11 protein-coding genes are annotated in these 13,470 nt (G+C 70.6%); all 11 read left to right on the top strand.

Annotation, left to right across the window (positions count from 1 at the left end; all coding sequences use genetic code 11):
- Positions 1 to 140 precede the first annotated feature (140 nt).
- The 11 genes from FS641_RS02545 (at position 141) to FS641_RS02495 (ending at position 13,388) form a co-directional block, all read left to right on the top strand.
- Entirely contained in the window at positions 141 to 1,064 is a 924-nt protein-coding gene (locus FS641_RS02545) for an ABC transporter ATP-binding protein (protein ID WP_144759382.1), read from the top strand.
- Positions 1,061 to 1,777 (top strand): ABC transporter permease, encoded by a 717-nt coding sequence (locus tag FS641_RS02540; protein ID WP_144759379.1) that lies wholly within the window; start codon positions 1,061 to 1,063, stop codon positions 1,775 to 1,777. Before FS641_RS02545 ends, FS641_RS02540 begins: the two co-directional genes overlap by 4 nt.
- Entirely contained in the window at positions 1,774 to 2,502 is a 729-nt protein-coding gene (locus FS641_RS02535; RefSeq protein WP_144759376.1) for an ABC transporter permease, read from the top strand. Before FS641_RS02540 ends, FS641_RS02535 begins: the two co-directional genes overlap by 4 nt.
- Positions 2,499 to 3,422, top strand: a complete 924-nt coding sequence (locus FS641_RS02530) for an ABC transporter substrate-binding protein (protein ID WP_144759373.1) — start codon at positions 2,499 to 2,501, stop codon at positions 3,420 to 3,422. The genes FS641_RS02535 and FS641_RS02530 overlap by 4 nt, the downstream gene beginning before the upstream one ends.
- A 265-nt stretch (positions 3,423 to 3,687) precedes the next feature.
- Positions 3,688 to 5,100: a cytochrome ubiquinol oxidase subunit I gene (locus FS641_RS02525; RefSeq protein ID WP_144759370.1), complete on the top strand. Its 1,413-nt coding sequence runs from the start codon at positions 3,688 to 3,690 to the stop codon at positions 5,098 to 5,100.
- The gene (cydB, locus tag FS641_RS02520; protein ID WP_144759367.1) at positions 5,100 to 6,104 is read left to right on the top strand and encodes a cytochrome d ubiquinol oxidase subunit II; all 1,005 of its coding nucleotides are present in this window, start codon (positions 5,100 to 5,102) and stop codon (positions 6,102 to 6,104) included. Before FS641_RS02525 ends, cydB begins: the two co-directional genes overlap by 1 nt.
- Before the next feature lie 11 nt (positions 6,105 to 6,115).
- Entirely contained in the window at positions 6,116 to 7,759 is a 1,644-nt protein-coding gene (gene cydD / locus FS641_RS02515; protein WP_144759364.1) for a thiol reductant ABC exporter subunit CydD, read from the top strand.
- On the top strand, positions 7,756 to 9,444 hold the full coding sequence (cydC, locus tag FS641_RS02510; RefSeq protein ID WP_144759361.1) for a thiol reductant ABC exporter subunit CydC: 1,689 nt from the start codon (positions 7,756 to 7,758) through the stop codon (positions 9,442 to 9,444). The genes cydD and cydC overlap by 4 nt, the downstream gene beginning before the upstream one ends.
- A gap of 131 nt (positions 9,445 to 9,575) precedes the next feature.
- Positions 9,576 to 12,116: a leucine--tRNA ligase gene (gene leuS / locus FS641_RS02505; RefSeq protein WP_144759358.1), complete on the top strand. Its 2,541-nt coding sequence runs from the start codon at positions 9,576 to 9,578 to the stop codon at positions 12,114 to 12,116.
- A 117-nt stretch (positions 12,117 to 12,233) separates the two neighbouring features.
- The gene (locus FS641_RS02500; RefSeq protein ID WP_144759355.1) at positions 12,234 to 12,782 is read left to right on the top strand and encodes a hypothetical protein; all 549 of its coding nucleotides are present in this window, start codon (positions 12,234 to 12,236) and stop codon (positions 12,780 to 12,782) included.
- Between the two features lie 30 nt (positions 12,783 to 12,812).
- Positions 12,813 to 13,388, top strand: coding sequence for a hypothetical protein (locus FS641_RS02495; protein WP_144759352.1), 576 nt, complete (start codon positions 12,813 to 12,815; stop codon positions 13,386 to 13,388).
- Positions 13,389 to 13,470 lie beyond the last annotated feature (82 nt).

Here is a 13,470-nt window from a genome sequence, read left to right as displayed (position 1 = left end):
GTGTCGATCGGCCCTGGTTGCGGCTCCGGATGGCCGGAACACGCCCGGCTGTGTCACGGATCGTCACCTGGGTGCACCACTGTCGGCGCCGACGGGTACTCTCACTCGGAGTCGGGCTACCTCCTACCAGAAGGGCACCCATGATCGAGTTCCGCTCGGTGCGCAAGACGTACCCGGACGGCACCAACGCCGTCGAGCGGTTCGACCTCGTCATCCCCTCCCGCACCACGACGGTCTTCGTCGGGTCCAGCGGCTGTGGCAAGACGACGTTGCTCCGCATGATCAACCGGATGGTCGACCCTTCGTCGGGCTCCGTCTCCATCGACGGCAAGGACGTCGCCGACGGTGACCCCGTGCAGCTCCGCCGCAGCATCGGCTACGTGATGCAGAGCTCCGGGCTCCTGCCCCACCGCAAGGTCGCGGACAACATCGCCACGGTGCCGCTGCTCACCGGCGTGTCCAAGTCGGAGGCCCGTGCCAGGGCCCTCGAGCTCATGGACACCGTGGGCCTTGACCGTGCCTTCGCCGACCGCTACCCGTCGCAACTGTCCGGCGGCCAGCAGCAGCGCGTGGGTGTCGCCCGCGGGCTCGCCGTCGACCCCAACATCCTGCTGATGGACGAGCCGTTCGGCGCCGTCGACCCGCTGGTCCGCAACGACCTGCAGGACGAACTGATCCGGCTGCAGCGGGAGCTCGGCAAGACCGTCGTGTTCGTCACGCACGACATCGACGAGGCGTTCAAGCTCGGCGACCAGGTGGTCATCCTGAAGAAGGGCGGCGAGATCGCCCAGCTCGGCACCCCGGCGGAGATCCTCTCCGAACCGGCCGACGACTTCGTCGCGAACTTCATCGGCGCCGGTCGCGGTCGTCGTGCCCTGCGCGTCGAACAGACCCCCACCGGCCCGATCGTCGTCGACGGCGACGGTCGCGCCGCCGGTGTCCTGACCGGCCCCGTGGCGGTGGTGGACGCCGCGGCAGGGATGCACGGTGCCCCGTCCGCCACGACCGAGGCCGCTGCGTCCGACGCAGCGGGTGCTCCGGCGCAGGGTGGGAGCACCCGGTGAACTGGGTGCTGTCGAACCTCGACACGATCGGGGACGACGTCGTCGCGCACCTCGCGATCGCGATCCCGCCGATCATCATCAGCTTCCTGCTGTCGATCCCGATCGGCTGGCTCGTCGTCCGGCTCCGTCGGGCAGGTGGCCGTCCGGTGACCCGCGGCATCGGCGGCAGCATCGTCACGGTGGCCGGGCTGCTCTACGCGATCCCGTCGCTGCCGCTCTTCATCGCCCTGCCGAGCATCCTCGGCACCGGCCTGCAGGACCCCGTCAACGTCGTCATCGGCCTGACCCTGTACGGCCTGGCCCTGATGGTGCGCTCGACGGTCGACGGGCTCGAGTCCATCGACGGCCCGACCGTCTCGGCAGCCACGGCGATGGGGTACTCACCGGTGCAGCGGTTCTTCCGGGTCGACCTGCCCCTCGCCGGCCCGGTGCTGCTCGCCGGGCTCCGGGTCGTCGCGGTCTCCACGATCTCGCTGACGACGGTCGGCGCGGTGCTCGGCATCCAGAGTCTCGGCTCGCTGTTCACCGACGGCATCGGCCGCGGCATCACCGAGGAGATCGTGAGCGGCATCGTGATGGTCCTGGTCCTGGCGTTCGCGCTCGACGGCCTGCTCGTGCTGCTCGGGCGCATCGTGATGCCCTGGACACGCAGGAACACGGTGTCCCGCCGGCAGACCCGCCGCGTGCTGCAGTCGGCGGAGGTGACCTCGTGATCATCGGACAGGCCTTCGCGTGGGTCTTCGACCCCGCCAACTACGGCGGCTTCAACGCCATCCCGACCCGGCTCTGGGAACACGTCTGGATCTCGCTGCTCGCGGTGCTCATCGCCTCGGTGATCGCGGTGCCGCTCGGCTGGCTCATCGGACACACCGGTCGGGCCCGCGGGGTCGCGATCGCGCTGTCCGGCGGCATCCGCGCCCTGCCGACCCTCGGCGTGCTCACCCTGTTCGGACTGCTGCTCGGCGTGGGCCTGCAGGCGCCGCTCCTGGCGCTCGTGATCCTGGCGATCCCGTCGGTGCTCGCCGGTGCGTACTCGGGGATCGAGTCCGTCGACCCCGTCACCGTCGACGCGGCCCGTGCCCAGGGCATGACCGGGTGGCAGATCCTGACCAAGGTCGAGGTCCCGCTCGGGCTGCCCCTGCTGATCGGTGGCATCCGCGCCGCCGTCCTGCAGGTCGTCGCCACCGCCACCCTGGCTGCCTACGTCGGCGCCGGCGGCCTCGGAGGCTACGTGTTCCTGGGGCTCAAGACCCAGGACTACGCCGAGATGCTCGGCGCCTCCGTCCTCGTGATCGCCCTCGCGATCGCGTTCGAGATCGTCTTCTCCCTGCTCCAGCGGGCGGTGGTGCCCGCGGGCGTCTCCGCTCGGGTCGCGGGGGGACGCACGGGGTCGCGCAAGCGGGCCCGCAATCCCATCCCGGAAGGAAACCCCTCGTGATCACAGCACCCAAGATCCGCGCCGGCATCGCTGCCGCGCTGGCCGTGGGCGTCGTCGCCGCACTGGCCGGCTGCTCGTCGAGCAGCCCGCTGGACAGCGGCTCCAGCGCCTCGTCGGACTCGAAGACGATCGTCGTCGGCTCGCAGCAGTACTACTCGAACGAGATCATCGCCGAGCTCTACGCGCAGGTCCTCGAGAAGGACGGCTTCAAGGTCCAGCGCAACTTCAACATCGGTCAGCGTGAGGTCTACCTCCCGCAGCTGCAGAAGGGCGCGATCGACGTCATGCCGGAGTACAGCGGCAACCTGCTGCAGTACTACGACAAGAGCTCGACGGCGAAGACCGCGTCGGAGATCGCGTCCGGGCTGAAGACGGCGCTGCCGAAGGGCCTCCGAGCCCTCGACGCCGCCGAGGCCACGGACCAGGACAGCTACACCGTGACGAAGGAGTTCTCCGAGAAGAACGACGTCACGAGCCTGTCCGACCTGTCGAAGGTCAGCGAGAAGCTCACGGTCGGCGCGAACTCCGAGTTCCAGACCCGTCCGTACGGTCCCGAGGGGCTGAAGTCGGAGTACGGCGTCGACGTCGACTTCAAGGCGATCGAGGACTCCGGCGGCGCGCTGACGGTCAAGGCGCTCCAGGACGGCACCGTCCAGCTCGCGGACATCTACAGCGCCGACCCGAGCATCAAGGCGAACGACTTCGTGTCGCTGAAGGACCCGAAGAACCTCATCCTGCCGCAGAACGTCACGCCGGTCGTGTCGAGCAAGGTCAGCGACAAGGCCGCGGCCGACATCGACAAGGTCAGCAAGGTGCTCACCACCGACGCGCTCATCGAGCTCAACACCAAGAGCACGAAGGACAAGGAGAAGGCGTCCACGATCGCGAAGGACTTCCTCTCGGACAAGGGTCTGCTCTGATCGGCTGACCACCGAAGTACGACGACAGGTGTCGGGCAACATGCCCGGCACCTTTCGTCGTTCCGGGGAACCGATTTTCCGCACGGATGTGCCGTGCAGCGGCCGTGCACGTTTGTGCACGGAGGCCTTCTACATCTTGTCGAAGTGGTTCCTGGTTCGGTACCGTGGAGGCGTCCCGAGGGCGTGACGACCAGACAGCAGCCCTTCCACAGGAAGCAACTGACGTGCACCACATCCGCTCGGCATCCACGATCGGTCACGCGGCATGAACGCGGTCCTCGATCCCCTCATCCTCTCGCGGTGGCAGTTCGGGTTGACCACCATCTACCACTTCCTCTTCGTCCCGCTGACGATCGGGATGGCCGTGGTCGTGGCGGTGTTCCAGACCGCGTGGTACCGCACCGGGCGGGCGCACTACCTCCAGCTCACCCGCTTCTTCGGGCGCATCTTCCTCATCAACTTCGCGATGGGCGTCGTCACCGGCATCGTGCAGGAGTTCCAGTTCGGCATGAACTGGTCGAACTACTCCCGCTTCGTCGGTGACGTGTTCGGCGCCCCGCTCGCGCTCGAGGGCATCCTGGCGTTCTTCTTCGAGGCGGCCTTCATCGGCGTGTGGATCTTCGGCTGGGACCGCCTGCCGAAGGGGCTGCACCTGGCGAGCATGTGGTGCGTCAGCGCGGGGACGATCATGTCGGCGTACTTCATCATCGCCGCGAACGCGTTCATGCAGCACCCGGTCGGGTACGAGATCAACGCGGCGAAGGGCCGGGCGCAGCTCACCGACATCTGGGCGGTGCTGACGAACAAGGTCGCCCTCGCCGCGTTCCCGCACACGCTGTTCGCCTGCTTCATGGTGGCCGCCGGGGTCATCATCGCGGTGGCGTCGTGGCACCTGGCGCGGAACCAGAACCTCGAGACGATGATGCCGGCGCTCAAGTTCGGGCTCTGGACGATGGTGGCCGCCGGCGCCCTGACGGTGCTGACCGGTGACCAGCTCGGTCTGACGATGGTCGACACGCAGCCGATGAAGATGGCCGCGGCCGAGGCGCTCTACAACACCGCCACCGGCAAGGACGCCTCGTTCTCGATCTTCACGCTCGGCACCCCGGACGGTGTCCACGAGCTGTTCTCGATCCGGGTGCCGTACCTGCTCTCGTTCCTCTCGACGCACACCTTCACCGGCACCGTCGAGGGCATCAACGACCTGCAGGCGCAGTACACGCAGGTGTACGGCCCCGGCGACTACAAGCCGATCATCTGGGTGACCTACTGGTCGTTCCGCTGGATGATCGCCCTCGGCGTCGGCGCGGTCCTCGTCTCCCTGGCGGGGCTCTGGCTCACCCGCAAGGGCCGGTTCCCGACCAAGCGCTGGGTCTGGCGGATCGCCACCTGGGCGGTGCCGCTGCCGATGGCCGCGATGATCGTCGGCTGGGTCTTCACCGAGATGGGTCGTCAGCCCTGGCTCGTGTTCGGCCTCCTCAAGACCGCTGACGGGGTGTCCCCGAACGTGACCGGGCTGGAGGTCCTCATCTCGCTGGTCGTCTTCACGCTCATCTACGGCGCGCTGGCGGTCGTCGAGTTCCGACTCATCAAGAAGGTCGCCCAGGAGGGCCCGGCGGCTCCCGCGGAGGTCGACGAGGCCACCGGCGAGGTCAAGCACGAAGTGACGGTGTACTGATGGATCTCCCTGTTCTCTGGTTCGCGATCGTCGGCGTCTTCTTCGTCGGGTACTTCGTGCTCGACGGGTTCGACTTCGGCGTCGGGATGGCGCTGCCGTTCCTCGGCAAGGACGACACCGACCGTCGCGTGATGATCAACACGATCGGCCCGGTCTGGGACCTCAACGAGACCTGGGTCATCGTCGCCGGCGCCTGCCTGTTCGCGGCGTTCCCCGAGTGGTACGCCACGATGTTCTCCGGCTTCTACCTCGCGCTGCTGCTCATCCTCGCGGCGCTCATCGCCCGCGGGGTGTCGTTCGAGTACCGGCACCAGAACAAGCACCTCGAGTGGAAGCGGCGCTTCGACCTGATGATCATCGTCGGCAGCGCCCTGCCGTCCTTCCTCTGGGGCGTCGCGTTCGGCAACGTCGTCCGTGGCATCCCGATGGACGCCGGCCACAACTACACCGGCACGCTGTTCGACCTGCTCAACCCGTTCGCCCTGCTGACCGGCCTGGCGACGCTCCTGGTGTTCTTCACCCACGGGGTCGTCTTCATCGCGCTGAAGACCGAGGGCGACATCCGGCAGCGCGCCAAGCGCCTCGCGACCCGTGCCGGCATCGTGACGATCGTCGTCGCGGCGGCGTTCCTGGTGGCGATGGCGTCCGTCCGGGCGACCCCGGCGTCCCTGGTGCTCTCCGTCGTCGCCGCCCTGGCACTCGTCCTCGCCGTGCTCTGCAACGCCTGGGGGCGCGAGGGCCGGGCGTTCACGCTGATGGCCGTGACGATCGCCGCGGTGGTGCTGGCCATGTTCACCGCGATCTTCCCGGCCGTGATGCCCGACTCGGTCGACGCGGCGAACAGCCTCACGGTGTACAACGCCTCCAGTGGCACCTACACGCTGACGGTCATGAGCTGGGTCGCGGTGGTCTTCGTGCCGCTCGTGTTCGCCTACCAAGCCTGGACCTACTGGGTGTTCCGCAAGCGCGTCACCCGCGCCCAGGTCACCGCCGCCGCGCACTAGGAGGCCCGAGGATGAAGCCGCTCGATCCGCGCCTGCTCCGCCTGTCCCGCTCGGCGCGCGGCTTCGTCGTCGCCGCAGCCGGCACCGGCGTCCTCCGGACGGTCGCGACCATCGCGATCGCCTGGGGGATCGCCGCGACCGTCACCGAGGTGGTGGACGTGGTGCACCACGGCGGCGTCGTCCCGTCGACGGTCGTGCCGACGCTGGCGCTGCTCGCGGGGGCGTTCGTCCTCCGCGCCGTGGCGGCGTGGGCGACGGACGACCTCGCCGCCCGTGCCGCCGCCACCGTGAAGAGCGAGCTCCGCCGCACGGTGCTCGCCCGGGCGGCCGAGCGCGGACCGGCCTGGCTCGCGGAGCGCTCGAGCGCCGGGTTCGCCACCACCCTCGGACCCGGGCTCGACGCTCTCGACGCCTACTTCGGTCGCTACCTGCCGCAGCTCGCGCTCACCGCGATCGCGACCCCGGTGCTCCTCGTCGCGATCGGGTTCGGCGACCTGACGAGCGGGCTGATCGTCCTGGCCGCACTGCCGGTCATCCCGGTGTTCATGATTTTGATCGGACTCGCGACCCAGACGCTGCAGCGTCGCCAGTCCGACGCCCTCGCCCGGCTCGGTGGCGCCTTCCTCGAGGCCGTCGAGGGGGTCGCCACGCTCAAGGTGTTCGGTCGTGCCCGTCGGCAGGTCGCCAGGATCGGCACCGTCACCGACGCCTACCGTCGCGGCACGCTCGGCGTCCTCCGCCTGTCGTTCGTCAGCGGGTTCGCGCTCGAGCTCGCGGCCAGCCTGTCGGTCGCGCTCGTCGCCGTCTCGATCGGCATCCGGCTCGTCGACGGGTCCCTCGGCCTCGGTGCCGCGATGTTCGTCCTGGTCCTCGCACCGGAGGCCTTCGCACCGATCCGCCAGGTCGGCGCCGACTTCCACGCGGCGCAGGACGGCGTGGAGGCGTCGGCCGCCGTGCTCGACGTCCTCGACGACGCCCACGCACCCGTCGTCGACGCGGCCGTGCCCGCGGCGTCGGACGCGCTCGCGCTCGACGCGGTGACGGTCCGCCGCCCCGACGTCGTCGTCGGCCCGGTGTCCCTGACCGCACCGGCGGGCACGCTGGTCGTGCTCGCCGGTCCGAGCGGCTCCGGCAAGTCGAGCCTCATCGCCGCGATCCGCGGGGTCCTGCCCCACGAGGGCACCGTTCGCGTGCCGGGCGTCGCCGGGACGACCACGCGTGACCGCATCGCCTGGGCCGACCAGCGTCCGCGCCTCGTGCGCGGTTCCGTCGCGGAGAACGTGGCACTCAGCGCGGAACCGGACCTCGACGACGTCCGGTGTGCGCTCCGCGACGCTGCGCTGGGACTCGACCCTGGCCTCCAGGTCGGCGCCGGTGGGACCGGACTCTCCGGCGGCCAGGCGCAGCGCGTCGCCGTCGCCCGCGCGCTGTACCGGCACCGACGCGCGGACACGCGCCTCGTCCTCCTCGACGAACCCACGTCGGCCCTCGACGCCGAGGCCGAGGCCCACGTCGTCGACACGCTGCGTCGGCTCGCCGACGCCGGAGCCGTGGTCGTCGTCGCGAGCCACCGCCCGGCCGTCCTCGCGGCAGCGGACGTCCGGGTCGACGTCGCCGCCAGCGGTGCCGTCGCGGTTGCCGGGGTCCGCGCATGAGCGGCCTGGAGGCTCGGGACGCGTCCGTCCTCCGGCTCGCCATGCCGCGCGGTGCCGGGTGGTGGCGCGCGGTCGCCGCCGGCTCCCTGAGCGCGCTGTGCGCCGTGGCGCTGCTGGCCGCGAGCGGCTACCTCATCACGCGGGCTGCCGAACACCCGCCGATCCTCTACCTGACGCTCGTGATGGTCGGGGTGCGGGCGTTCGCGCTCGGGCGGGCGGCCCTCCGCTACGTCGACCGGCTCGCCGGGCACGACGCGTCGTTCCGGCAGCTGGCGGTCGTCCGCACCGAGATGTACCGACGCCTCGCCTCCGTCGCGCCGGCCGGCCTCGGCACGACCGGTCGCGGCGACCTCATGACCCGGCTCGTCACCGACACCGACCGGTTGCAGGACCTGCCGATCCGCGTCGTCGGGCCGCTGGTCACCGCGGGCGTCACCGCGGCGCTCTCCGTCGTGGCCGTGGCGCTCGTCTCCGTGCCGGCGGCCGTCGTCCTCCTCGTCGCGCTCGGCGTCGCGGCCGTGCTCGGCTCGGTCGTCACCGCGTCCATCGCGCGGCGCAGCGACGCGGAGACCGCCGCGGAGCGCGGGCGGGTGGCCGACCTGGTGCTCGACACCGTCCGGACGCTCGACGTCTTCGCCGCGTACGGCACCCTCGACGAGCGGCTCGGCCGCATCGCTGCCCTCGACGCCCGGGTCACCAGGGCGGTGCGACGCCGGGCCACGGTCGAGTCCCTCGTGGGAGCCCTCGTCGGACTCATCGGTGGCGCCGCCGTCATCGGGATCCTCGCCGTCGGCGCCCCGGTCGTGGCCGCCGGTGCCCTCGACGGTCCGCTCTGGGTCCTGGCGGTCTTCGTCCCGCTGGCGCTGTTCGAGGTCGTCGGCGGGGTCCCGCTCGCGGTCCTGACCCTCCGTCGTGTCCGTGCCGCCGCCGACCGCGTCGAGCGGGTCGTCCCCGCGGAGACCCCGACGGGCATCGTCGCCGAGCCCGACGAGGACGCCGACCCCGCCGCACTCGTCGTGGACGGACCCGTGACGGTGTCGGTCCGCGGGATGACGGTGCAGTGGCCCGGCGCCGCGACGGCCGCGGTCGAGGACGTGTCGTTCGACCTGGCCCCCGGCGAGGTCGTCGTGGTCGAGGGCCCGAGCGGCGCAGGCAAGTCGACGCTCGTCGACGCGCTCGTGCGGTTCGTCGACCACCGGGGCAGCTACACGATCGACGGGGTCGAGGCGCGGACGATGCACCCGGACGCGGTGCGCGCGCGGGTCGGGCTGATCGAGCAGGACCCGTTCGTGTTCGACCAGTCCATCCGGCAGAACCTGCTCTTCGCGCGCGACACCGCCGGTGACGACGAGCTGCTGGCCGTGCTCGACCGGGTCGGCCTGCGCTCGTGGGTCGAACGGCGCGGTGGTCTCGACGCGGGGGTGGGGGAGCGGGGCGGCCTGGTCTCCGGCGGGCAGGCGCACCGGCTCGCACTCGCCCGGGCGCTCCTGCACGCCTTCCCGGTGCTCGTCCTCGACGAGCCGACGGCCGACATCGACCCCGATCTCGGCGGTGCCGTCCTCCGGGACCTCGTGTCCACCGCCCGTGCCGCCGGGCGGACCGTCGTGGTCGTGTCACACGTGCCGGTGGCCGCCGACCTGGTCGACCGGACGATCCGGATGCGGGACGGCCGCATCGTGGCCTGACCATCCCCGTGACGTTCGCTCCTGGCCGTCCGCGAGTGGGGCCCGTGCCTTGTAATCTTGAGGACCGGAACACGTCCGACGGACGTTCCACGCGCCTCCAGACCGGCGCATCCCGACCGATTGAGAGTTCCGTGACCATCGAGCAGCACGTCGAGGACCCGCACACCTACGACTTCCGGCGCATCCAGGACAAGTGGCAGGGGCGGTGGGAGGAGCTCGGGCTCTTCACCGTCGACCCCGAGGACCGCCGTCCCCGGAAGTACATCCTCGAGATGTTCCCGTACCCGTCCGGCGACCTGCACATGGGGCACGCCGAGAACTGGGCGCTCGGTGACTTCGTCGCGCGCTACTGGCGGCAGCAGGGCTTCAACGTGCTCCACCCGATCGGTTGGGACTCCTTCGGCCTGCCGGCCGAGAACGCGGCGATCAAGCGCGGGGTGGACCCGAAGGACTGGACCTACGCGAACATCGCGCAGCAGAAGGCGTCCTTCAAGCGGTACGCACCGTCCTTCGACTGGACGACGGAGATCCACACCTCCGACCCCGAGTACTACAAGTGGAACCAGTGGCTGTTCCTCAAGATGTACGAGAAGGGCCTGGCGTACCGGAAGGACAGCTGGGTCAACTGGGACCCGGTGGACCAGACCGTCCTGGCGAACGAGCAGGTCCTGCCGGACGGCACATCCGACCGCTCCGGTGCCGTCGTCGTGAAGAAGAAGCTCACGCAGTGGTACTTCAAGATCACCGACTACGCGGACCGGCTGCTCGACGACCTCAACCAGCTGGAGGGGCGCTGGCCCGCGAAGGTCCTGGCGATGCAGCGCAACTGGATCGGTCGTTCCGTCGGTGCCGACGTCGACTTCGTCATCGAGGGTCGTGACGAGCCCGTGACGGTGTTCACGACCCGTCCGGACACCATCCACGGTGTGACGTTCCTCGTCGTGGCGCCCGACTCCGACCTGGCGGCGTCGCTCGTCGCCACGGCCTCGCCCGAGGTGCGTGCCGCGTTCGAGGACTACCTCGTCGCGACGCAGAAGACCTCCGAGATCGACCGGCAGAACGCGGACCGCCCGAAGACCGGCGTGCCCCTGGACCGGTTCGCGATCCACCCGCTCACCGGCGAGCGCCTGCCGATCTGGGCGGCCGACTACGTGCTGGCGGACTACGGCCACGGTGCCGTGATGGCGGTGCCCGCGCACGACCAGCGCGACCTGGACTTCGCCCGGGCCTTCGACCTGCCGGTGAAGGTCGTCGTCGACACGAACCAGCCGGTCACCGGCGCGATCCCGGTGATCACCGACGACATGGAGCTGCCCGCCCTGGACCCGGTGTCCACCGGTCAGGCGCTCACCGGGCAGGGACGGATGATCAACTCCGGCCCGCTCGACGGCATGTCGAAGCAGCACGCCATCACGGCCGCGATCTCGCTCCTCGACGAGCGGGGCACCGGGCGCGCGGCGAAGACGTACCGCCTGCGTGACTGGCTCATCTCCCGCCAGCGCTTCTGGGGCACCCCGATCCCGATCATCCACGGCGAAGACGGCACCGAGTACCCGGTGCCGGAGGACCAGCTGCCCGTGGTGCTGCCCCCGACCGAGGGACTCGACCTCAAGCCGAAGGGCACCTCGCCCCTCGGCGGCGCCACCGACTGGGTGAACGTGCCGAACCCCGTCGACGGGTCGCCCGCCAAGCGCGACGCCGACACGATGGACACGTTCGTCGACTCGTCCTGGTACTTCCTGCGCTTCCTGTCGGCGAACGACGACACGCAGGCCTTCGACCCGGCGCTCGTGAACAAGTGGGCGCCCGTCGACCAGTACATCGGCGGTGTCGAGCACGCGATCCTGCACCTGCTCTACGCACGCTTCGTCACGAAGGTGCTGTTCGACCTCGGCTACCTCGACTTCACGGAGCCGTTCTCGGCGCTGCTCAACCAGGGCATGGTGCTCTCCGGCGGCTCCAAGATGTCGAAGTCGAAGGGCGGTGTCTCGCTCGGTGACGAGCTCGACGCGCACGGTGTCGACGCCATCCGCCTGGTGATGGGCTTCGCCGGCCCGCCGGAGGACGACATCAACTGGGAGGACGTCTCGCCGGCGGCCTCCGCACGCTTCCTGGCCCGCGCCTACCGTCTCGCCACCGACGTCACGTCCACCCCGGACACTGTCTGGGCCGACGGCGACCGTGCGTTGCGCCAGGTGACGCACCGGTTCCTCGCGGACGCGCCGGGGCTGATGGAGTCCTTCAAGTTCAACGTCGTGATCGCGCGGCTGATGGACCTCGTCAACGTCACCCGGAAGGCCATCGACAGCGGTCCCGGTGCAGGCGACCCCGCGGTCCGCGAGGCCGTCGAGACCGTCGCGTTGGGCCTCAGCGTGTTCGCGCCGTACGCGGGCGAAGAGATGTGGGAGAAGCTCGGCTACGAGGGCTCCGTCGCCACGTACGGCTGGCGGAAGGCGGACCCGACGCTCCTCGTGCAGGAGACCCTGACCGCCGTGGTCCAGGTCAACGGGAAGGTGCGCGACTCGTTCGAGGTGTCGAAGTCGATCGAGCCGGACGAGCTCGAGGCGCTCGCGCGGTCCTCGGCGAACGTGCAGCGGTACATCGGCGACCGGGAGGTCGTGAAGGTCATCGTGCGGGCGCCGAAGCTGGTGAACATCGCGATCAAGGGCTGATCGCACGCGGGGCCGGTCGGTCGGCCGGGCCCCGCGGTGTGCCGGTGGCGGTCTGGCGTCGGTGCGTGCGTCGGGGTGAGCGGACCTGGAGCGGAACGACGGGGTTACCCTGGAATGGTGGACCGGGGGAACACACGGCGTGGTCATCGAGCCGTGATGGTGGCGGCCGTGGTGGCCGTCTCCGTCTCTGTCGCGGTCGCCGGCTGCTCCGGGACGCCCGCCCCGGCGAACGTCGACGACCGGACGGCCGCTCGGACGACCGCGACGATGCTGGCCACGGCGAACGACCTGACCGACGTGCTCGGGCCGGGCTGGGAGCTCGCCACCGGAGCACCCGCCGACGACGTCACCGTCGACGACCTCGACGACGGGGAGTGCCAGGGGACGACGTGGATGGGCCTGAACGACCAGGACCCGACGGGGTTCTCGTCCGAGGTGCACCTGCATGACGACCAGCAGGTCGTGACGCCGTCGGTGCGGCAGCAGGTCAGGGCCGTGTTCCGCGAGCACCACCTCACCACGATCACCGAGGCGGCGCGCGACGCACACAGCACGTCGATCACCGCCACCGGCGCGGCGGGACGGAGCCCCACGGTCGTGTTCACCTACCCGACCGACGGCGCGGGCGCGGCGACCATCACCGGGTGGGGTCTCTGTCACCGGTGACCGCACGCTCGGGTGGCAGGATGGTCTGCCATGGGGGAGCGTTCGAACGCCAGGCGTCGGCGTCGTAGTGGCCGGATGATCGCGGTCGTGCGCGCGGACGCGCGAGCGTCCCGGACGTTCGGCGTGGCGGAACGGGTTGCACGGCGCCGCTTCGAGCGCACCGCGCTGGTCACCGGCATCGCCGGCCTGCTCTGGCCGGTGGGGCTCGGCCTGTTCGCGTCGATCCGCGGATCGATCACGCATCCCCCGGTACCCGCGCACGGGAAGTACCGGTACGCGAACGTCGCCACCGGGTGGCCGGACTTCACGGCGCCCTGGCCGGTCCCGATCGCGCTGGTCCTCGTGGTCGTCGTCAGCAGCCTGCTCCTGCTGCGACACCGGCGCGTCGTCGGAGCCGCGCTGCCGTCCGTCGCCTTCGCGTGGGTGACCGTCGGCATCGGTGTGACCTGGGTGGGGTGCATGTACCTCGGTGCCGCGCAGTGGCCGCACGGGCAGGCGGCGCTCGGCGTTCCCGTCCTCGTGGTCGGTGTCGTCCTGTGGGTGCTGAACCGACGGCGGGAGAACCGGCTGATCCGAGCGGAGAACGGACTGTCCCGCCGCCGGTGAGCGTCGGTTCTCCACAGGGGGGTCCCGGAGCGCATCCGTCCACCATCCGCACGCGGAGGTCGATGCGGCCCTCCCGGGCTCC

It is taken from the genome of Curtobacterium sp. 9128 (assembly GCF_007673775.1).
Taxonomy (GTDB): Bacteria; Actinomycetota; Actinomycetes; order Actinomycetales; family Microbacteriaceae; genus Curtobacterium.
The sequence above is the reverse complement of the archived record's forward strand: the minus strand, read 5'-3'. Positions and strand labels throughout refer to the sequence as shown.